The following is a 19,201-nucleotide window of genomic DNA, read 5'->3' as shown; positions in this document are numbered from 1 at the left end:
TCTCTCCTCATCTTGCGGCGACCATTATAAGCCGCAGCGGGGTCATCGACCCGTTAAAAGTACCTCACCAGGCTCAACGACTCGTCGCCCCATCACGGATGTCGATTTTTTGTGCGCAAGCCGACAAATTTTGTACAAACCGATAGCCGACAAACGTTTCCCAGCAATAATGGACAAACGTTTGTAAATGGATGTTTGTCTATGACTGAGCGTGAACAAGAGATCCTCGCCCTGCTGCGTCAGGATCCCATGATTGCCCAGCAGGAGCTGGCCGATCGCCTCGGCATCAGCCGCTCTGCGCTGGCCAGCCACATCTCAAGCCTGATCCGGCAGGGGTATGTGCAAGGCAGAGGTTATGTACTGCGAGAGGGTCCCTACGTGGTGGTGATCGGCGGTGCCAATATGGATATTTGCGGCACCAGCCACGACAACCTGCTGCTCGGCGACTCCAATCCGGGCAAGGTGCGCACCTCGGCCGGTGGTGTTGGCCGCAATATCGCCGAGAATCTGGCGCGGCTCGGCAGCGATACCCGACTGCTGACTGCAGTCGGCAACGACCAGTATGGTCATCATCTGCTGGAGGTAAGCCAGCGGGCCGGCGTCGATGTGCGCCAGACTCTGGTGCTGGACGGCCACACCACCTCCTGTTATCTCAGCCTGCATGATGGCAGCGGCGAAATGAGCTGTGCCATCAATGACATGGCCATTATCGAGCAGCTCACTCCTGCCCGCCTGACCCCGCTCGGCGGCTTTCTCGGCGGTGCCCGGCTCTGGGTGCTCGACACCAATCTGGCCATTCACACCCTTGATTGGCTGTTCGAGCGGCAAGGTGAGCACGCCATCTTTGTCGATACTGTTTCGGTGGCCAAGGTGGAGAAGATCCGCCCCTGGCTCGGCAAGATCCACACCCTCAAACCCAATCGCAGCGAAGCCGAGCAGCTGTGCGGCATGACCATCGCCGGGCCCGAAACCTGGCCCATGGTGGCTGCCTGGTTCCACCGCGCCGGGGTCAAGCGACTGTTCCTCAGTCTGGGTGAACAGGGGATCTTCTACAGCGATGGCGAGCAGCAGGGCCACCTGCCGGTGCTGGGCAGTCCGGTACTCAACGTCACCGGCGGCGGGGATGCCTTTATGGCTGGCCTCGCCCACGCCTGGCTGCAAGAGCTCGACATTGCCCAGACCACCCGCTTTGCCCTGGGCTGCGCCGCCCTCACCGTCAATTGTTCCGATACCGTTTTTTCCGGTCTGAGCAAGACCGCCGTTGACCGCATACTGGAGGAGTACTCATGCTGAACGCTTACCTCGATATCCAACCGGAAGTTGCTGCCGCGCTGGCCGCCGGCAAACCGGTCGTCGCCCTCGAATCAACCATCATCTCCCACGGCATGCCCTATCCGCAGAACGTGGAGACGGCCCGTCAGGTGGAGCAGGTGGTGCGCGATAACGGTGCCATTCCGGCGACCATCGCCATCCTCGACGGCAGCCTCAAGGTGGGTCTGGATGCCGGTGCGCTGGAAGCGCTGGGCCGGGCTGGCCACAGCGTGACCAAGTGCAGCCGCCGCGACATTCCGTTCGTACTGGCGCGCAAGGGAATGGGAGCCACCACGGTCGCCTCCACCATGATCATCGCTGCCATGGCGGGGATCCGGGTCTTTGCCACCGGTGGCATTGGCGGGGTACATCGCGGCGCGCAGGAGACCTTCGATATCTCGGCCGACCTGCAGGAATTGGCACAAACGCCGGTGGCCGTAGTCTGTGCCGGTGCCAAATCAATTCTCGATATCGGGCTGACTCTGGAGTATCTGGAGACGCAAGGGGTGCCGGTGATCGGCTATCAAACCGAAGAGTTGCCCGCCTTCTACACCCGCGAGAGCGGCTTCAAGGTTGATTATCGACTGGAGAGTCCGGCGGCCATCGCCGAGGCGCTGCGCCTCAAGTGGGAGCTGGGACTGGCGGGCGGCGCCGTGGTGGCCAACCCCATCCCGACTGCACACGCCATGCCGAAAACCGACATCGACGCAGCCATTGCCCGGGCGCACCATGAAGCGGACGAGCAGGGGATCAAGGGCAAAGCGTCAACCCCCTTCCTGCTGGCACGTGTCTGCGAGCTGACCGGCGGCAACTCGCTGGCGGCCAACATCCAGCTGGTACTGAACAACGCGGCGCTCGGTGCCCGCATCGCCGCCGCGCTGTAATCAAGCGCAAATGAAAGGAGGGCCTGTTGGCCCTCCTGCTATTACATGTTTTTAATCTCGTTGCCGATGCCCTTGACGGTATCGCGCGTGCCGTGACCTATCTCCTTGGTCACATCACGGGTCGTATGACCGATCTCCCGGGTGACATCACGAGAGGTATGGCCAATCGTTCGACCAACCCCCTTCATCTCGGCACACCCCGTCAGCAGCACGCCCGCAATCAGCAGAACGCATTTCATCTGTACTGTGCTCATGTCACTTCTCCCGGCGTATCACAGTGGCTTGGCAACCAGCAGGGTATGGCCCGGCCCCGGAATGTCGTGATCCTCCTCGACATGGAACTCGGCCTCGCGCAGACACTGGTACAACTCCTTGGAGTGGTAGAAGCGACTGTTGCCATTGGCCAGACAGGTAAAGTAGAGAGAGGTGGCGTTGAGGCTGAAACTCGCCGCCTCAAACGGCTGCCGATCCCAGAACAGCTCCAGAATGCACAACCTGGCCCCCTCCTTCATGCTGCTTCTGATCCGCCGCAGCATGGCCACAATCTCGTCATGGCTGAAGCAGTCGAGAAACTGGCTCATCCACCAGATGTCCGCCTCACCGGGCAGCGTTTGCTCCGAGAGCAGATTGACCGGATACCCCTGCACCCGCTCGGCAAGCCCCGCGGCTCGGATCTGCTCGCTGGCCATGGCAATCTGCTCGGGCAGATCGAGAATGGTCACCTGCAGTTCGGGACTGCGCCGAGCACACGAGATGGCCCACTTGCCGGTATTGCCCCCCAGATCGTAGAGGTGACGCGGCTCGTATCCAAGCACCAGATCCTGCGCCTGCTTGAACGCCCAGTCCGAATAGAAGTGATCGAAACGAAACCAGCTGCTGCGCGCAGGCTCCGGCAGATCCTTGAGATGGGCATAGAGATTTGACCAGTCGCCAAACTCCTTGAGCCCGGCAGGCGTGCCACTTTCGATGGCCTGCTGCAGGTGGGCAAGGGGCTTGTAACAGACGTGCTGGACAAAATCCATGTTGACCCGGGTCATGGGGTCGCTTAACAGATAGTGACCCACCTTGTCCAGCAGGTAGCACTCCCCGTTGAGGTGGCAGATGCCGCCCCCCAGCCCCATGTCGAGCAGTACACTGACCGCATACTCGGTCAAGCCGGTCGCCTCGGCGATCTGCGCAGCGGTCGCCCCTTGCCGCTCTTTGGCTAGAAACGCCAGAATGCCGAACTCACGCAAGCTCCAGGCTGCCTGAAACAGCATGGGAGCAAAAGCGATCCGCTGGGCCTGACTGATGGCATCCAGTGCGTTATGACGATCCGCCTGATAGTGATTCAAGAGACACCGACCTTACTTGCTGCTGCTGGCGCGATTCAATTCGATTTGAATTGCTTCGTTAAGCCCAATAATCCAGCGGTTGTAATTGCGGTGGATTTTTCCTTTACCCTTGTCATCCAAATTGACGCTGCTCACATAATTAATGGAGTAATTAACGGTGTTATAAGGAATGCTGATATTGGCCTGATGTTGGCGAACCTGAATATGGCCAGTAATTAACCCGGGCTGCTCTTCACGCATTACCCACTTCTTACTAACACCAGCATTAATAATGGCGCGAGAAACATCCTTTTCACTCAGATTGGCCGGAACCAGACTATTGGTCATATTCATGACCGGCTGGGAAGTTGAACAACCGGCAACCAACAGCAGTGTTAATGCGCTGATAATAATTTTGAGCATTTTCATTTTTGTAACCCTTTGTAATTGGAACCTGTCAAAGCCGACCCAATGAGACAATAAAATGTGTGTCCTTTCAATAAATAAAGGTGAGGGTGAATACTTTCTTCATACTTGTAACTTGCGTCACTGCTTGCCCCTGTTCTTGATTTGAAATGGTGGTAATATGCACGTCCTATTCAAATCCTTAACTGGAGCTGAACCACTGGTGGAGCCCGTGGTCGAGTCTCCCCGTTAGCATCACCCTGTCAAGGTTGTTTCGTGTACAAGAATTCCTCTTTTTCCATCGTTGAAAGTTGCGCGCTGGCGCCGGGGCTCACCACCCGGGAGCAGTGGCAAGAGTGGGCGAAAGAGGGGATCTGGCCAACGCAATCGCCTGTGGCAACGCCTCACATCCCCATGATGGTGGCACGCCGCATGAGCCTGGGTAGCCGCCTTGCGGTAGAAGTGGCCCTCGATATGATGTCGCGCCATACGGTAGAGGGAACCGTGTTTGCCAGCCGCCACGGGGAGCTGGATCGCTCCATTGGCCTGCTGACTGCACTGGCACAGGCGCGCAGCCTCTCCCCAACCGATTTCTCCCAGTCAGTACACAACACGGCGGCCGGGCTGACCTCCATTCAGGGCAAGCAGCCCATCCCCATGAGCTCGCTGGCAGCGGGGAGCGGTACCTTTGCCGCGGCCCTGCAGGAAGCCATCGGCATGCTCGCCGACGGTATGGAACGGGTACTGGTGGTGGCCTTTGAGGGGACGCTGCCGGCATTTAGCCAACCCTGGCTCGGTGATGAACCGCCGCCCCATGCGGTGGCGCTGTTGCTGAGCCGGGGCGATGAGTGGCAGGGGAGTGCGCTGGCGACGGACACTGGCGCAACCGGCAAGGGCGATGCACTCGCGTGCTGGCGCGCCTTGCTGGACGACATGCCACAATTTCGGCTCACCGACGGTCGCAGGGAGTGGCTATGGCAGCGCAATTAAACCGGCTCTGGCGCCTGATTGGTACCATGCTGGGATTTACCCTGTTCGGCATTGGCTGCCTGCTGCTGACGCTGGTCTGGTTTCCACTGCTCTGGTTATTGGTACGCGGGGAAACGCGTCGCCACCTTACCCAAAGCACCATCAGAATAAGTTTTCGTTTTTTCCTCAATGTGCTCAGGCAATTAAGGGTGCTGGATTATCGCTTTAACAATATTCCCCAACAACTGAGTGGCGTATTGGTATTGGCCAACCACCCCAGCCTGCTCGATTATGTATTGCTGGCGGCCTACATGCCGGAGTGCGACTGTATTGTCAAAGAGGCGCTCTGGCATAATCCGTTTGTCGCCGGCATCGTGCGGGCCGCCGGTTATATTCCCAATGCCGCGGCCGAAACATTATTACCGGTATGTTGTGAACGCCTGCAACAAGGTGCGGTACTGCTGGTCTTTCCGGAAGGCACCCGCACAACCCCCGGCGAGCCGCTGCAACTGCAGCGCGGCGCAGCCCATCTGGCCGTCCGTTGTCAGGCCAGGCTACAACCGGTTCGCATTCACTGCTCGGCCCCGTTTCTGACCAAACAGCACAAATGGTTCCATGTTCCCGCGCACAAGCCACTCTTTACGGTAGAGTTTCTGCCACAGTGTCAGGCTCGGGATCTGATGCCGCACGAAGAGGCCCCTTCGCTGGCCGCGCGGCATCTCACTCACTATTTCAAACGGGTATTGAGCCCGGCCCAATCCGCCTCTGTATGGACTCAAGATGCAACAAACACTAACTGAAGAAATCAAACAACTTATCATCGACAGCCTCAACCTCGAAGGCATGACGACTGCCGATATCGACACCGACGCCCCGCTCTTCAATGACGGTCTCGGCCTCGACTCCATCGATGCGCTGGAGCTGGGACTGGCGATCAAGGGACGCTACGGCATCGTGCTCTCGGCTGATGACGAGAATACCCGTCGTCACTTTGCCTCTGTTGCAGCCCTGGCTGCCCTCGTCAACCAGCAGCGGGGATAATCGCCATGACCAGAGATGAGATCTTCAACGAAATTCGCCGCGCCCTGGTCGAGCTGTTCGAAATCGACCCCGAAGACGTCACCATGGATGCCAAGCTCTATCAACAACTCGAGCTCGACAGCATCGACGCCATCGATCTGGTGGTGCACCTGCAAAAACTGACCGGCAAGAAGATCAAGCCGGAAGAGTTCAAGTCGGTACGCACCGTCGCCGACGTGGTCGACGCCGTCGAACGCCTGCTCGCCGAGTAATGCGTCGCATCAACCTGCTGGCGGGCGTCTTGCTGCTGCTCTATCCCCTGCTGGTCTATCTTGGCCTGTCACACGGGGAGAGAGGCCTGCTGGCTCTGCTGCTGTTGCCGCTGTTTGCCATTCGCCTGTTTGCCGGCGCAGCCCTGCCGGGCGCTTGGCGCTGGGCGACCCGCTGGCTCGGGGCCGTCGGCCTGTTGCTGATCGGCCTCAACCTCTGGTTTCGCGAGCACGACTGGCTGCTTTACTACCCCATTGCCGTCAACGCGACCCTGCTGGGAGTGTTTGGCTGGAGCCTCACTCAACCTATGACGCTGGTTGAGCGGCTGGCCCGCCTCACCACACCGGATCTGCCGGAGCGGGGAGTCCGCTACACCCGCAAGGTGACCCGGGTGTGGTGCCTCTTTTTTATCGGTAACGGCCTCTTTTCTGGCTGGACTGTCTGGCACGGCGATCTGGCGCTCTGGAGCCTCTACAACGGCCTTGTCAGCTATCTGCTGATGGGCGTGCTGATGGGCGGTGAATGGCTGGTGCGCCAGCGCGTGATGAAACGGGATAGCGCATGACCCTGCTCGATGAACTGCTGCAGGCAGATGGCAACCGCGTCGTCACCTTCGATGGCAAGCGAGTGTGGACGCTGGCACAACTGCGCCAGAGCGCCTTGCTGCTCGCCCGCCAGCTCACCGCACTGCCGGCGCAGCGCTGGGCCATCTGCACCGGAGACAGCTACCACTTTTGTCAGGCGCTGCTCGCCTGCGCCATGGCTGGGCGAGCCGTGGTGCTGCCCGGCCACCAGCGCCTCGCCGGCTTGCAGGAGCTGCTGGGTCAAGATGCCTTCGATGGACTGCTTTGCGATGAACCACTGCAGCTCCCATGCACCGTGCTGCCCATCGATGCCGTTACAGCCTGCGAGCCATTGCCAGCCACGGAAGCGATAGCAACGCTGGCCCCCGAGATCACTCTCTACACCTCGGGTTCAACCGGCCAGCCCAAGGGGATCACCAAACCCTGGGCGCTGCTTGAGGCAGAGGTACGTACCCAGATCGCCCTGTGGCATCAGCACCTTGGGGGAGTGCGGCTCTTCTCCAGCGTCAGCCATCAGCACATCTACGGCCTGCTCTTTCGCATCCTGCTGCCGCTGGCGCTCGGCATTCCGTTTGCCCGCAGCCAGACCGACTATCCGGAGCAACTGGCCAGCCAGAAAGAGCCGTGGGTACTGGTCAGCTCGCCCGCCTTCCTGTCGCGGCTCGATCCCGCCCTTGCGGGAAGCGGCTGCCGGCAGATCTTCTCCTCCGGCGGCCCGCTCGCCTATGAAGATGCACGCCAGTGTGCGGCGCTGCTCGGCCCCTTGCCGGTGGAGATCTACGGCAGCAGCGAGACCGGCGGCATCGGCTGGCGCCAGAGCGCTGCGCCCGATATCCCCTGGACCCCTTTTGCCGGTGTCACTGTCAGCTGTGACGAAGAGCAGACTCTGCTGTTGCGCTCACCCTTTATGGATGAGCCTGAGCCCTGGGTCGGCAGCGATCGCATCGCTCTGTGTGATGATGGCGACAAAGGCGCAGCAGGCCGCTTTCACCTGCTTGGCAGGCGCGATCGCATCGTCAAGCTCGAGGAAAAACGCATCTCGCTCGACGATGTCGAGCTGCGCATCAAGGCGCTTGAAGGGGTTCTCGATGCTGCCGTCTTGCCCCTTGAGCAGGGCGGACGCCAGGTGCTTGGCGTCGCACTGGTGCTCAGCCAGCAGGGAGTGCAGAGCTTCACCCGCCTTGGCCACGGCGCCTTCTTGCAACAGTTGCGCCGCCAGCTGCGCCCCTGGCTCGAGCCGGTGGCGCTGCCGCGCAGCATCAGACTTTTTCCGGCGCTGCCCCTGACCGGCGCGGGCAAACGCGACGGTGTGGTGCTGCGTCAGGCGTTTGACCAGACGCCACTGCAACAACCCGGAGTACCCACCTGATGGATAGTTCACTGCTGCCCGCCCTGCTGGCACGTCAGGCCACCTCCGATAGCGTGCAGCTGCTGCTGCACCTGAGTGCCGACCTGCCCTGGTTTGCAGGCCATTTTCCCGGCGCGCCCCTGCTGCCCGGGGTCACCCAGCTGCAACTGGCCATTCACTTCGCCCGCGCAGAGAAGCTGCTCACCGGCGAGTTTCAGGGGATGGACCAACTCAAGTTCCAACGCCCGCTGCGCCCGGATGATCACTGCTGGCTGATATTGCGCGCTCATGGCGACGGCCAGCTGCGCTTTGAATATCGTCTCGGCAGCGCAGAGGATGTCGATACGCTGCCGATCGCAAGCAGTGGACGGGTCAAGCTATCGTGACGCCCTGCATCATCATCCCCTGCTACAACCACGCAGCCCCTCTCGCGGCGGTGCTGCGTGAACTCGCGCCGCTCGAACTTCCCTGCCTGCTGGTCGATGATGGCAGCGAGCCGGCGGCCGCCGTCCTGCTCGATCAGCTGGCAACCGAACACGCCGGTTGGGTCACGTTGCTTCGCCATCCGCACAACCGGGGCAAGGGGGGCGCGGTCAAAACGGCGCTGCTGGCAGCCAGAGCGCGCGGCTTCAGCCACGCCCTGCAGGTCGATGCAGATGGCCAGCACGATCTATCCCGCCTGCCAGAGCTGCTGGCCGAATCAGAGCGCTTCCCGCAGGCGCTCATCTCCGGCGCCCCCGAATACGATGAATCTGTGCCAAAGGGGCGCCTCTACGGCCGCTACCTGACTCATGTCTGGGTCTGGATTGAGACACTCTCCTTCGAGATCAAGGACAGCATGTGCGGCCTTCGCGTCTATCCGGTCGAGACGAGCTGCGCGCTGCTTGAGCAGTGCACTCTCGGCGAGCGGATGGATTTCGACATCGAAATCATGGTGCGCCTGCACTGGCGCGGCGTGGCAGTGCGCTTTGTTCCGGTCAAGGTGCACTACCCCGAGAACGGCCTCTCCCATTTCAACCCGCTGCACGACAACCTGCGCATCTCCTGGATGCACACCCGTCTGGTGCTGACCCTGCTGCGCGATGGTGCAGCCAGCCTGTTGCGCGCCCCCGGCCAGCTGTTGAAGCGCGGACGGGAACACTGGTCACGCACCCCGGAGCGCGGCACCCTGCTCGGCATTCGCACCATGCTCTGGAGCTACCGGCTGCTCGGCCGTCCGGGCTTCAAGGCCCTGCTGCTGCCAGTCATCTGCTACTTCTGGCTGACCGGTCGCAGCCAGCGCGAGGCCTCCCGCGACTATCTGGCCCGCCTCACCGCTCGCGCCGCCGAGCTCAACCAGCCGCTGCCCGAACCGGTGGGGAGCCTGCGCCACTTCCTGCGCTTTGGCGAGGCGGCGCTCGACAAACTGGCCGCCTGGCGCGGCGACATCGGCCTCGACGACATCGAGCTGGTGAACCCGCACCATTACGAGGCGGCTCGCGGCAAGGGAGCCCTCATCATCGGCTCCCATCTGGGCAATCTGGAGCTGTGTCGCGCCCTTGGCAGCAAGGCGCAAGGGGTACGCATCACGGCGCTGGTCTTTACCCGCCACGCAGCCCGCTTCAACACCCTGCTGCAGGAGGTGAACCCCGACTCCGGCCTCAATCTGGTACAGGTACAGGAGCTGGGGGCCGATACCGCCATCATGCTCAAATCGCGCATCGAGGCGGGGGAGTGGGTGGTGATCGTCGGCGATCGCACCTCGGTGACCAAAGAGAAACGGGTGGTCTGGGCCGATTTTCTCGGTGCCAAGGCCCCCTTCCCGCTCGGCCCGTTTGCGCTGTCGGCCATCCTCGGCTGCCCCACCTACCTGATGTTCGGGCTGCGGGAGCAGGGGCGCTTTCGGGTGCACTTCGAGCCGTTCGCCGACGGCTCGCCCCTGCCGCGGGCCGGGCGCCAGCAGCAACTCGAGGCCCGGGTACAGCACTACGCCAACCGGCTGGAACACCACTGCCTGCGTGCGCCGCTGGAGTGGTTCAACTTTTTCGACTTTTGGCATCTGACCGATGAGCAGGACTGATCAAGGCATGCACGAGATCCATTTCGGGGCCCGCCCCCTCACCATCGAAGAGGTCGTCGCGCTGGCCGAGCGTCGCGCCACGCCACGCCTCAACCCGGCCCCCGAGTTCCGGGCCCGCATCCAGCGCGGGGCCGACTATCTTGACCGGCTGCTCGCCGAGGAAGGGGTGATCTACGGGGTCACCACGGGCTATGGCGACTCGGTCACCCGGGCGGTACCACTCGATCTGGTCGATACCCTGCCCCTGCATCTGACCCGCTTTCACGGCTGTGGCATGGGCGAAAACCTCAGTCTGGCCGCCACCCGCGCCGTGCTGGCTACCCGCCTCAACTCGCTGGCACAGGGAGTTTCCGGCGTCAGCCTGCCCCTGCTCGAGCGGCTCACCTGGCTGCTGGAGCAAGACCTGTTGCCGCGCATTCCCGAAGAGGGTTCGGTCGGTGCCAGCGGCGATCTCACTCCGCTCTCCTACGTGGCGGCAGCGCTGATCGGCGAGCGAGAACTCTACCGCAACGGGGAGCTGACCAGTGCGGCCGAGCTCTATCGCGAGCTCGGCATCACACCGCTCCAGCTGCGCCCGAAAGAGGGGCTGGCACTGATGAACGGCACCTCGGTGATGACGGCCCTCGCCTGCCTTGCCTACTCCCGCTGCGACTACCTGATGCGGCTCTGCACCCGCATCACGGCGCTGGTGAGCGTGGCGATGGAGGGCAACGCCTTCCACTTTGACGAGCGCCTGTTTGCCGCCAAGCCCCACCCGGGCCAGCAGCAAATCGCTGCCTGGCTGCGCGCCGATCTGCAGAGCGGCGAGCTGCCGCACCACAGCAACCGGCTACAGGATCGCTACTCCCTGCGCTGCGCCCCCCACGTCATCGGCGTGGTGGCCGACAGCCTGCCCTGGTGGCGCACGCTTATCGAAAACGAGCTCAACAGTGCCAACGACAACCCCCTCATCGACGGTGACGGGGAGCATGTGATGCACGGCGGTCACTTCTACGGCGGCCATATCGCCATGGCGATGGACAGCATGAAGGTGGCGGTGGCCAATCTGGCCGATCTGCTCGACCGTCAGCTGGCCCAGCTGGTCGACAGCAAGTTCAATCAGGGGCTACCGAGCAACCTCTCCGGCGCAAGTGCCGAGCGCCGCTTTATCAACCACGGCTTCAAGGCGGTGCAAATTGGCGCCTCGGCCTGGACTGCGGAGGCGCTCAAGCACACCATGCCAGCCAGCGTCTTCTCGCGCTCGACCGAGTGCCACAATCAGGACAAGGTGAGCATGGGCACCATCGCCGCTCGCGATGCGCTGCGGGTGCTGACCCTGACCGAACAGGTAGCCAGCGCCAGCCTGCTGGCGGCGGTGCAGGGAGTCGAGCTGCGCCTCGCCCTGCGGGGCCATGACCTGACCACCCTCAGTCCGGCGCTCGCAACCACTGTCGAGGCGGTACGCCGCGATCACCCCTTCCTCTGCGAAGATCGCCCGCTGGAGGCCGAACTGCGCGCCATGATGGCCCGCCTGCAGGCACGCCACTACCCGATTTATGACGAGGTGTCCCATGTCTGAGTCCTGGCAGCTGAGTGCCGAAGTCGATGTCACCGTTCCCTTCCACGACGTGGACATGATGGCCGTCGCCTGGCACGGCCACTACCTGCGCTACATCGAGCTGGCCCGCTGCGCCCTGCTCGATCGCATCGACTACAACTACCCGCAGATGGAGGCCTCCGGCTATCTGTGGCCGGTCATCGATGTGCGGATGAAGTACATAGCCCCGCTGCGCTTTGGCCAGACGGTGCGGGTGCGCGCCACCCTGGTCGAGTACCAGCACCGCCTCAAGATCGATTACCTCCTCTATGACCCGCAGAGTGGCAAGCGCACCAGCAAGGGGTACTCGGTGCAGGTGGCAGTCAGCAAGCAGAGCGGCGAGATGTGCCTCGCCTCACCGCAGGTGCTGCTCGACAAGCTGGGGGTGAGCGAATGATGGCCCGCTTCACCCTTCTGCTGCTGGCTCTGCTCTCATGGCCCACACTGGCAATCACCCTGGCCGATGTGCAGCAACAGCTCACGGCGGCCGATGCCCGCAGCGCCCGCTTCGAGCAGGAGCGCCAGATAAGCGGCCTCACTCAGGCGCTGCGCTCCAGCGGCGAGCTGCTGCTGGTGAAGGGCAAGGGGCTCTGGTGGCAGCAGCAGAAACCCTTTCCCCTGACGCTGACTCTCACCCCGACGCGCATGGTGCAGCAGTTGCCCGGTCAACCGGCCCAGACCCTCGACAGCCCGCAACTGCTTGAGTTCAGCAACCTGATGCTGGCCCTGTTCGACCCGAGCGAAGCGGCGCTGGATAACTACTTTCGCCACAAACTCGCCAGCGAGGGGGAGGAGTGGACCCTGACTCTAGAGCCCATCCGCTCGCCTCTCGACAAGGTCTTCGCCAGTCTGGTGCTCAAGGGGCGTCACGAGCTCGCCTCTCTCGCCATCCATGACAAACAGGGGGATGTCACCCTGATCCGTTTTGTTGACTGGCAGCTTAAAACCCTGCCCCTGAGTGCCGAGGAGCAATCCCGTTTTGATGCTCACTGAGAAACAGTGGCGCCTGCTGGGGCGATTGTGGCTGCTGCTCTGCGTGGCGGTCTGCCTTTCCCTGGCGCTGGCCCTGCCCCGCGCCCGCTTCAATACCAGCGTGATGGATCTGCTGCCCAAAGAGGAGCACCAGCAGTGGCATCCGGAAATCCGGGCCGGACTGCTCGCCAACCTCGACCGGCAGCTGGTGTGGCTGGTGAGCCTGCCCGCCGGCGAAAATGGTGAAGCCGCCGCGACCGCGTGGAGCAAGCAGCTGGCCGCCATCAACTCACTGGAACATCTTAAAGCGGCCCAGCCGACCCTTGCCGGTGCCTGGCAGAGCTACATGCGACAGATGGCGTGGCAACACCTCACGCCAAGCGCGCGGGCGCGGCTGGCCAGTGGCCCTGAGGGGTGGAGCCAGTGGGTGCTGGGGCAGATCTACTCCCCCTTCGGCGGCGTCTCGCGCGCCGAGTGGCAGGCCGATCCCCTGCTGCTGACCCGCGCTGCGGTGCTGGAGCAGAAGAGTCCGATGCAGCTGGACGAAAAGGGTTGGCTCAGCAGCACCGGGCCGGATGGCCGCCGCTGGTATATGGTGCGGGCCGAACTCAACCTCTCCGCTTTCGACATGGCGCGCAACCGCCAACTGCTCACCGAACTGGCAGCCGCCGAGCAGCAGTTGCGCCAGCACTATCCGGGCGTCGAACTGCTGCGCCGCGGCACTCTCTTCTACAGCCAGCACGCCAGTTCGCTCGCCGAGCAGGATATCTCGACCATCGGGCTGGGCTCGCTGATCGGGGTCATTGTGCTCATCTGGCTGGCATTTCGCTCCGTGCGCGCCCTGCAGCTCTCCCTGCTGCCGCTGACGATGGGGATGCTATGGGGGCTCGGCGCCGTACTGCTGGTGTTTGGCGAGATCCACGTCTTCACCCTGGTGATCAGCTCAAGCCTTATCGGCATCTCCATCGACTATGCCATCCACTTCCTGAGCGAGCGGCGCCTGCATGGCCACGAAACACCGGCGCAGACCCGTGCCCACCTGCTGCCAGGGCTGAGTCTGGCGCTGCTCACTACCCTGATCGGCTATGCCCTGCTCTGGCTCGCCCCCTTCCCGGGGCTGCAGCAGCTCGCCATCTGCGCGCTGGCCGGCTTGCTGGCCGCCTTCCTGACCGTGCTGCTGCTCTTCCCCTACTGGCTGGGCGACCTGCCGCAGGGAGCTTTGCCCATCCGCCACTGGCAGGTGCGCTGGATTGAGGCGTGGCAGCGCCCGAGCGGCCTGCGCCGCTGGCTGCCGCTACTGGTGCTGGTGATCAGCGCCATCGGCATCAGCCGCCTCGCGGTCGATGACGATATCCAGAAGCTGCAACCCCTGCCCCACGAACTGCAGGCGCAGGAGCGCCAGATCCAGCAACTGACCGGCCAGCAGGGCGGCATGACCGGCTATCTGGTGGTGGGCAGCAATGGCGAGCAGGCCCTCACCCGCCTCGAGACGCTGGCTGGCCAGCTTGAGTTGGCCCGCCAGCACAAGGTGCTCGACCAGTTTGTTGCCATCAGCCAGTGGATCCCCTCGAAGGTTCGTCAGCAGGCGGATCATCAGGCCATCATGGCGCTGCAACCGGGTGTCATTTCCGCCCTCAAGGCGGCCGGGGTGCCGGTGGAGGCCAGCGCTCGGCCCCTGGACCTGCTGACCCCCGAGGCGTGGCTAACCAGCCCGGTCAGCGAAGGGAGCCGCCTGCTCTGGTACGCCCTGCCCGATGGCCGGGTCGGGGTCTGGGTGCCGCTGGCCGGCATTCACGATGCCGCCGCGCTGGCCCGTCTGGCCGACGAGCATGACGGGGTGATCTGGCAGGATCAGCGCAGCCAGTGGAGCCAGCTCTTTGCCGATTACCGCCTCAAGCTCGCCGAGCTGCTGCTGGTCGCGGTGGTGCTGGTGATGGGGCTGCTCTGGCATCGCATCGGCTGGCGCCTGACCCTGCGCATCCTGCTGGTCAACGGGCTGGCCATCGCCATGGGGCTGGCGCTGCTCGGCTTCAGTGGCCAGCCGCTCACCCTCTTTGGCGTGCTGGCGCTGAGCCTTATCTTCGGCATCGGCATCGATTACGGGCTCTTCTTCGCCCACTGCGGCAGCGAGCCTGCCCGCCAGCAATCGACCCTGCTCGCCATCCTGCTGGCCCACCTCACCACCCTGCTGGCCTTTGGCCTGCTGGCGCTCAGCAACACCCCGGCCATCGCCGGTTTCGGGATTGTGCTGAGCGGCGGGATCTTCACCGCGTTTCTGTTATCCCCCATGGTGCTGGCCCCGCGGCCAGCTGCGGAGTCATGATGAGATACTGGTACTTGCTGCTGGTGCTGCTGACCGGTTGCAGCAGCCAGCAGGGGATAGAGGCGTTTATCGCCCCGGGCGTCCCCCTCTCGCTGCCGGCGCCCCAGCGCGCCGAACCGCTAAACCGTCAGCAACTGCTGATCGCCAGCGTCAAGGGCAAGCAGTATCAGCTGCTCACCGCTCTGGAGGCCAGCCAGCAGGGCATCACCCTGGTCGGGCTGATGCCGACCGGGGCGCGCCTGTTCAAGGTGCAGTACGACCAGCGCGGCATTCACAGCGAGCGGCTGCTCCCCCTGCCCGGCAACGCCCTGCCCCCGCCGGCTCAGGTACTGGCCGACGTGATGCTCTGCTACTGGCCGCTGGCCGAGTGGCAATCCCGTCTGCCGGCGGGCTGGCAGCTGGTCGATGAGGGGGATGTTCGCCGCCTCACCGACCCTGAAGGCGTGCTGGTCACCGAGATCCGCTATCAGCACTGGCAAGGCCAGCGCGAGCCGGTCAGCCTGACCCAGCACCGCTTTGGCTACCGCCTGCAACTGGAGAATCTGGCGCAATGACCCTCTACATTCACGCCTACAGCCTCATCAACGCCCTCGGCCGTGGCAAGGATGAGGTGAGTGCCGCCCTCAAGGCGTGGCGCACCCGTGGCGCCAGCCCGCTCGATGGTGAGCGCTGGACGCTGGTCGATGGCCGCACCTCGCCGGTGGGTCGGGTGCGCCATCCGTTGCCAGCGGTGACGCATCCCCCCTACGATTCGCGCAACAACCGGTTGCTGCTCGCTGCGCTGGCCGATATCGAAGACCAAGTGAATGCCGCTATCGCCCGCGTCGGATCGCAGCGGGTGGCGCTGGTGCTCGGCACCAGCACCTCCGGCATCGGCGAGGCCGAGGTGGCCGTTGCAGCGAGCGAGCGTGGTGAAGCGCTGCCGCCACAGTTTGACTATGTGCAGCAGGAGCTCGGCTCACCCTCGCTGTTTCTCGCCGCTCACCTTGACCTTGAGGGGCCGGCGATGACCATCTCGACCGCCTGTTCCTCAAGCGCGCGCGCCTTCATTACCGCCCGCCGCCTGCTGGCCAGCGGTCAGGCCAATGTGGCGCTGGTCGGTGGGGCCGACTCTCTGTGCGGCCTCACCCTCAACGGCTTTGACAGTCTCGAGTCCCTGAGCGAACAGCGCTGCCTGCCGTTTGCCGCCGGACGCGACGGCATCAACATCGGCGAAGGAGCGGCCCTGTTTCTGGTGAGCCTGGAGCCCGCTCCGCTAGCCCTGCTGGGAGATGGAGAGTCATCGGATGCCTGGCATATCTCGGCGCCGCACCCGCAAGGGGAAGGGGCCGAGCGGGCAATGCGGATGGCGCTGACTCGTGCCGGCCTTGAGGCTGAGCGGATCGGCTACGTCAATGCCCACGGCACTGCCACCCGCCTCAACGACGAGATGGAGAGCCGCGCGCTGGCGCGCCTCTTCCCGAGCAAGGTCCCGGTCAGCTCGACCAAGGTGCTGACCGGCCACACCCTCGGGGCTGCCGGTGCGACCGAAGCGGCGCTCTGCTGCCTGCTGATCGAACGTAGCCTGCCGCTGCCACCGCAGGGTGAAACGGCCGATCCGGCACTGGCCCCCATCGCCCTTGTGCAGGAGCAGGGGCCGGTCGATATCATCATGTCCAACTCGTTTGCCTTTGGTGGCAACAACGTCAGCCTGATTTTTGGCAAAGAGGCATCATGACTTTTCCTCCCATAGAACAACTGCTTCCCCATCGCGCGCCAATGCTGCTGCTCGAACGCGTCACAGCGCACGACGAGCAGAGTGTCTGCTGCGAAACGGTGGTGGGAGCACGGCAGGCGCTGCTGCTCGATGACAACGGCGATCTGCCCGGCTGGTGCGGCATCGAACTGATGGCGCAAACCATCGCCGCCTGGGCCGGCATGCAGGCACACAGCCACCATGAGCCGGTGCGGATCGGCATGCTGCTCGGCACCCGCAAATACCAGAGCGAACTGCCCCTCTTTGCCGCCGGCAGCCGGCTACGCATCGAGGCCCACTGCCTGCTGCAGGATGGCGGGATGGCCAGCTTTGAATGCAGCATCTGGCTTGGGGATCGCGAGTGCGCCAGAGCCCGCCTGAGCACCTATCAGCCCACCGAGGCACAACTGACAGATTTACTGGAGCAGAAACAATGAACTCGACCGTACTGGTTAGCGGCGCCAGCAAGGGAATTGGCCGCGCCATCGCCCTCAAGCTGGCGGCCGATGGTTTCACCGTAGTCGTCCACTACCACAGCGACCAACAGGGAGCGCAGGCGACCCTCGACGAGATCACCGCCCAGGGCGGCAGCGGGCGCCTCATCCAGTTCGATATCGGCGATCGCGAGCTGTGCCGAGCACGCCTTGAAGCCGACATCGAGCAACACGGCGCTTACTACGGCGTGGTCTGCAATGCCGGCATCGTGCGTGACGGGGCCTTCCCGGCGCTCACCGACAACGAGTGGGATGATGTCATCCACACCAACCTCGACGGTTTCTACAACCTGCTCAAGCCCTGCATCATGCCAATGATCGGACTGCGCCGCGGCGGACGTATCGTCACCCTCTCCTCGGTCTCCGGTATCATGGGCAACCGCGGTCAGGTCAACTACAGCGCCTCCAAGGCCGGCCTTATCGGCGCCACCAAGGCGCTGGCACTGGAACTCGCCAAACGGCGGATCACGGTCAACTGCGTGGCCCCCGGCCTTATCGACACCGGCATGGTCAGCTCGGAAGTAGAGGGCGAAGCGCTCAAGATGATCCCTCTCAAACGCATGGGACAGGCAGAGGAGGTAGCCGGTCTGGTCTCCTACCTGATGTCCGACATCGCCGGCTATGTCACCCGGCAAGTTATTTCCATCAACGGAGGCCTGATATGAATCGACGGGTCGTAGTCACCGGCATGGCCGGTGTGACCGCCTTTGGCAACGACTGGGCCAGCGTCAAACCGCGCCTGCAGGCAGGACGCAACGCCGTGGTCACCATGCACGAGTGGGGGGTCTATGACGGGCTCAACACCCGGCTGGCCGCACCGATCAGCGACTTTGCCCTGCCGGCCCACTATCCGCGCAAGAAGATCCGCGCCATGGGACGAGTTTCCGAGATGTCGACCGTGGCCTCCGAGCTCGCGCTGGAGCAGGCGAAGTTGCTGAACGAGCCGGTGCTGAGCGATGGCCGCACCGGTATCGCCTATGGCTCCTCCACCGGCAGCACGGCGCCCATCAGCGCCTTTGGCGCCATGCTCAACGACAAGACCACCGCCAACATCACCGCCACCACCTATGTGCAGATGATGCCGCACACGACGGCGGTCAACACCGGCCTCTTCTTCGGCCTGCGAGGCCGGGTCATCCCGACATCCAGCGCATGCACCTCGGGCAGCCAGGGGATCGGCTACGCCTACGAGGCGATCCGCCACGGCTACCAGACCGTGATGGTGGCAGGTGGCGCGGAGGAGCTCTGCCCCTCCGAGGCGGTGGTGTTCGACACCCTGTTTGCCACCAGTCAGCTCAACGATACCCCCGAGCTCACCCCACGCCCGTTTGACCGGGATCGCGACGGACTGGTGATCGGTGAAGGGGCTGCCACTCTGGTGCTCGAAGAGCTGGAGCATGCCCTCGCCCGCGGCGCCCACATCATCGCCGAGCTGGTCGGCTTTGCCACCAACTGCGATGCGGCCCATGTCACCCAGCCCCAGAGCCAGACCATGCAGCTCTGCATGCAGATGGCGCTGGATCAGGCCGGGCTGCGTCCCGAGCAGATTGGCTATATCAGTGCTCACGGCACCGCCACCGAGCGGGGCGATATCGCCGAGAGCCAGGCGACTGCCGCCATCTTCGGTGACCAGACCCCCATCTCCTCGCTCAAGAGCTACTTCGGCCATACCCTCGGTGCCTGTGGCGCCATCGAAGCCTGGCTGTCGCTTGAGATGCTGCACGATGGCTGGTTTGCCCCGACCCTCAATCTGGCCAACCCGGATCCTGCCTGCGAGCCCCTCGACCACATCACGGGTCAGGGACGCCAGCTGGAGATCGAGTATCTGATGTCCAACAACTTCGCCTTCGGTGGCATCAACACCTCGCTCATCTTCCGCCGCTGGCACGATGAAACAAAATAAGTAACATCACAGCGAGCACGAAAAAGGGGCCGATA

General features: G+C 63.4%; 22 protein-coding genes. 19 read left to right on the top strand and 3 right to left on the bottom strand.

Annotated features, from left to right (window positions below):
• Positions 1–201: 201 nt before the first annotated feature.
• A complete protein-coding gene (locus AACR93_RS07325; RefSeq protein WP_043850319.1) occupies positions 202–1,293 on the top strand; it encodes a PfkB family carbohydrate kinase in 1,092 nt (363 codons plus the stop codon).
• A complete protein-coding gene (locus AACR93_RS07320) occupies positions 1,287–2,195 on the top strand; it encodes a pseudouridine-5'-phosphate glycosidase (RefSeq protein WP_043850318.1) in 909 nt (302 codons plus the stop codon). Before AACR93_RS07325 ends, AACR93_RS07320 begins: the two co-directional genes overlap by 7 nt.
• Before the next feature lie 41 nt (positions 2,196–2,236).
• Here the strand turns inward: AACR93_RS07320 and AACR93_RS07315 are convergent, their stop codons facing one another.
• The 3 genes from AACR93_RS07315 to AACR93_RS07305 are packed head-to-tail and all read right to left on the bottom strand — an operon-like array spanning position 2,237 to position 3,937.
• Complete coding sequence (locus tag AACR93_RS07315; protein ID WP_050513450.1) at positions 2,237–2,449, bottom strand: hypothetical protein; 213 nt, start codon at positions 2,447–2,449, stop codon at positions 2,237–2,239.
• 18 nt (positions 2,450–2,467) lie between these two features.
• Positions 2,468–3,529, bottom strand: a complete 1,062-nt coding sequence (locus tag AACR93_RS07310; RefSeq protein WP_043850317.1) for a methyltransferase — start codon at positions 3,527–3,529, stop codon at positions 2,468–2,470.
• Between the two features lie 12 nt (positions 3,530–3,541).
• Positions 3,542–3,937 (bottom strand): hypothetical protein, encoded by a 396-nt coding sequence (locus AACR93_RS07305; protein ID WP_043850316.1) that lies wholly within the window; start codon positions 3,935–3,937, stop codon positions 3,542–3,544.
• Between the two features lie 252 nt (positions 3,938–4,189).
• Here AACR93_RS07305 and AACR93_RS07300 point away from each other — a divergent pair, with 252 nt between their 5' ends.
• From AACR93_RS07300 to AACR93_RS07220, 17 genes are read left to right on the top strand one after another with little or no spacing between them, the layout of a single operon-like run.
• Positions 4,190–4,903 carry a beta-ketoacyl synthase chain length factor gene (locus AACR93_RS07300; protein ID WP_043850315.1) on the top strand — a complete coding sequence of 238 codons (714 nt, stop codon included), beginning with the start codon at positions 4,190–4,192 and terminating at the stop codon, positions 4,901–4,903.
• Entirely contained in the window at positions 4,888–5,682 is a 795-nt protein-coding gene (locus AACR93_RS07295; protein ID WP_043850314.1) for a lysophospholipid acyltransferase family protein, read from the top strand. Before AACR93_RS07300 ends, AACR93_RS07295 begins: the two co-directional genes overlap by 16 nt.
• On the top strand, positions 5,663–5,923 hold the full coding sequence (locus AACR93_RS07290) for a phosphopantetheine-binding protein (protein ID WP_033114590.1): 261 nt from the start codon (positions 5,663–5,665) through the stop codon (positions 5,921–5,923). Before AACR93_RS07295 ends, AACR93_RS07290 begins: the two co-directional genes overlap by 20 nt.
• Before the next feature lie 5 nt (positions 5,924–5,928).
• Positions 5,929–6,174 (top strand): acyl carrier protein, encoded by a 246-nt coding sequence (locus tag AACR93_RS07285; RefSeq protein ID WP_033114589.1) that lies wholly within the window; start codon positions 5,929–5,931, stop codon positions 6,172–6,174.
• The gene (locus AACR93_RS07280; RefSeq protein WP_043850313.1) at positions 6,174–6,737 is read left to right on the top strand and encodes a hypothetical protein; all 564 of its coding nucleotides are present in this window, start codon (positions 6,174–6,176) and stop codon (positions 6,735–6,737) included. Before AACR93_RS07285 ends, AACR93_RS07280 begins: the two co-directional genes overlap by 1 nt.
• Positions 6,734–8,125 (top strand): AMP-binding protein, encoded by a 1,392-nt coding sequence (locus AACR93_RS07275; protein WP_043850312.1) that lies wholly within the window; start codon positions 6,734–6,736, stop codon positions 8,123–8,125. Before AACR93_RS07280 ends, AACR93_RS07275 begins: the two co-directional genes overlap by 4 nt.
• Positions 8,125–8,490, top strand: coding sequence for an ApeI family dehydratase (locus AACR93_RS07270; protein ID WP_043850311.1), 366 nt, complete (start codon positions 8,125–8,127; stop codon positions 8,488–8,490). Before AACR93_RS07275 ends, AACR93_RS07270 begins: the two co-directional genes overlap by 1 nt.
• On the top strand, positions 8,487–10,163 hold the full coding sequence (locus AACR93_RS07265; RefSeq protein WP_043850310.1) for a glycosyltransferase family 2 protein: 1,677 nt from the start codon (positions 8,487–8,489) through the stop codon (positions 10,161–10,163). Before AACR93_RS07270 ends, AACR93_RS07265 begins: the two co-directional genes overlap by 4 nt.
• Before the next feature lie 7 nt (positions 10,164–10,170).
• Positions 10,171–11,721, top strand: a complete 1,551-nt coding sequence (locus AACR93_RS07260; protein ID WP_442853469.1) for an HAL/PAL/TAL family ammonia-lyase — start codon at positions 10,171–10,173, stop codon at positions 11,719–11,721.
• Complete coding sequence (locus tag AACR93_RS07255) at positions 11,714–12,136, top strand: acyl-CoA thioesterase (RefSeq protein ID WP_442853468.1); 423 nt, start codon at positions 11,714–11,716, stop codon at positions 12,134–12,136. The genes AACR93_RS07260 and AACR93_RS07255 overlap by 8 nt, the downstream gene beginning before the upstream one ends.
• Positions 12,136–12,732, top strand: coding sequence for an outer membrane lipoprotein carrier protein LolA (locus tag AACR93_RS07250; protein WP_043850352.1), 597 nt, complete (start codon positions 12,136–12,138; stop codon positions 12,730–12,732). Before AACR93_RS07255 ends, AACR93_RS07250 begins: the two co-directional genes overlap by 1 nt.
• Complete coding sequence (locus tag AACR93_RS07245) at positions 12,719–15,034, top strand: MMPL family transporter (protein ID WP_052497055.1); 2,316 nt, start codon at positions 12,719–12,721, stop codon at positions 15,032–15,034. Before AACR93_RS07250 ends, AACR93_RS07245 begins: the two co-directional genes overlap by 14 nt.
• A complete protein-coding gene (locus tag AACR93_RS07240) occupies positions 15,034–15,588 on the top strand; it encodes a DUF3261 domain-containing protein (RefSeq protein ID WP_156152918.1) in 555 nt (184 codons plus the stop codon). The genes AACR93_RS07245 and AACR93_RS07240 overlap by 1 nt, the downstream gene beginning before the upstream one ends.
• Positions 15,585–16,751 carry a beta-ketoacyl-[acyl-carrier-protein] synthase family protein gene (locus AACR93_RS07235; RefSeq protein ID WP_043850305.1) on the top strand — a complete coding sequence of 389 codons (1,167 nt, stop codon included), beginning with the start codon at positions 15,585–15,587 and terminating at the stop codon, positions 16,749–16,751. The genes AACR93_RS07240 and AACR93_RS07235 overlap by 4 nt, the downstream gene beginning before the upstream one ends.
• Positions 16,748–17,206 (top strand): ApeP family dehydratase, encoded by a 459-nt coding sequence (locus AACR93_RS07230; RefSeq protein WP_043850304.1) that lies wholly within the window; start codon positions 16,748–16,750, stop codon positions 17,204–17,206. The genes AACR93_RS07235 and AACR93_RS07230 overlap by 4 nt, the downstream gene beginning before the upstream one ends.
• On the top strand, positions 17,203–17,928 hold the full coding sequence (locus tag AACR93_RS07225; RefSeq protein WP_043850303.1) for a 3-ketoacyl-ACP reductase FabG2: 726 nt from the start codon (positions 17,203–17,205) through the stop codon (positions 17,926–17,928). Before AACR93_RS07230 ends, AACR93_RS07225 begins: the two co-directional genes overlap by 4 nt.
• A complete protein-coding gene (locus tag AACR93_RS07220; protein ID WP_043850302.1) occupies positions 17,925–19,166 on the top strand; it encodes a beta-ketoacyl-ACP synthase in 1,242 nt (413 codons plus the stop codon). The genes AACR93_RS07225 and AACR93_RS07220 overlap by 4 nt, the downstream gene beginning before the upstream one ends.
• The last annotated feature ends 35 nt before the right edge of the window (positions 19,167–19,201 follow it).

It is taken from the genome of Aeromonas sp. L_1B5_3 (assembly GCF_963866575.1).
Classification (GTDB): Bacteria; Pseudomonadota; Gammaproteobacteria; order Enterobacterales; family Aeromonadaceae; genus Aeromonas; species Aeromonas jandaei.
This window is presented reverse-complemented; position numbering and strand designations above follow the sequence as displayed.

Coding starts and splice junctions, on each gene's coding strand:
- AACR93_RS07325 (WP_043850319.1), top strand. CDS start 202: ATGACTGAGCGTGAACAAGAGATCCTCGCCCTGCTGCGTCAGGATCCC.
- AACR93_RS07320 (WP_043850318.1), top strand. CDS start 1,287: ATGCTGAACGCTTACCTCGATATCCAACCGGAAGTTGCTGCCGCGCTG.
- AACR93_RS07315 (WP_050513450.1), bottom strand. CDS start 2,449: ATGAGCACAGTACAGATGAAATGCGTTCTGCTGATTGCGGGCGTGCTG.
- AACR93_RS07305 (WP_043850316.1), bottom strand. CDS start 3,937: ATGAAAATGCTCAAAATTATTATCAGCGCATTAACACTGCTGTTGGTT.
- AACR93_RS07295 (WP_043850314.1), top strand. CDS start 4,888: ATGGCAGCGCAATTAAACCGGCTCTGGCGCCTGATTGGTACCATGCTG.
- AACR93_RS07290 (WP_033114590.1), top strand. CDS start 5,663: ATGCAACAAACACTAACTGAAGAAATCAAACAACTTATCATCGACAGC.
- AACR93_RS07285 (WP_033114589.1), top strand. CDS start 5,929: ATGACCAGAGATGAGATCTTCAACGAAATTCGCCGCGCCCTGGTCGAG.
- AACR93_RS07280 (WP_043850313.1), top strand. CDS start 6,174: ATGCGTCGCATCAACCTGCTGGCGGGCGTCTTGCTGCTGCTCTATCCC.
- AACR93_RS07275 (WP_043850312.1), top strand. CDS start 6,734: ATGACCCTGCTCGATGAACTGCTGCAGGCAGATGGCAACCGCGTCGTC.
- AACR93_RS07270 (WP_043850311.1), top strand. CDS start 8,125: ATGGATAGTTCACTGCTGCCCGCCCTGCTGGCACGTCAGGCCACCTCC.
- AACR93_RS07260 (WP_442853469.1), top strand. CDS start 10,171: ATGCACGAGATCCATTTCGGGGCCCGCCCCCTCACCATCGAAGAGGTC.
- AACR93_RS07255 (WP_442853468.1), top strand. CDS start 11,714: ATGTCTGAGTCCTGGCAGCTGAGTGCCGAAGTCGATGTCACCGTTCCC.
- AACR93_RS07250 (WP_043850352.1), top strand. CDS start 12,136: ATGGCCCGCTTCACCCTTCTGCTGCTGGCTCTGCTCTCATGGCCCACA.
- AACR93_RS07240 (WP_156152918.1), top strand. CDS start 15,034: ATGAGATACTGGTACTTGCTGCTGGTGCTGCTGACCGGTTGCAGCAGC.
- AACR93_RS07235 (WP_043850305.1), top strand. CDS start 15,585: ATGACCCTCTACATTCACGCCTACAGCCTCATCAACGCCCTCGGCCGT.
- AACR93_RS07230 (WP_043850304.1), top strand. CDS start 16,748: ATGACTTTTCCTCCCATAGAACAACTGCTTCCCCATCGCGCGCCAATG.
- AACR93_RS07225 (WP_043850303.1), top strand. CDS start 17,203: ATGAACTCGACCGTACTGGTTAGCGGCGCCAGCAAGGGAATTGGCCGC.
- AACR93_RS07220 (WP_043850302.1), top strand. CDS start 17,925: ATGAATCGACGGGTCGTAGTCACCGGCATGGCCGGTGTGACCGCCTTT.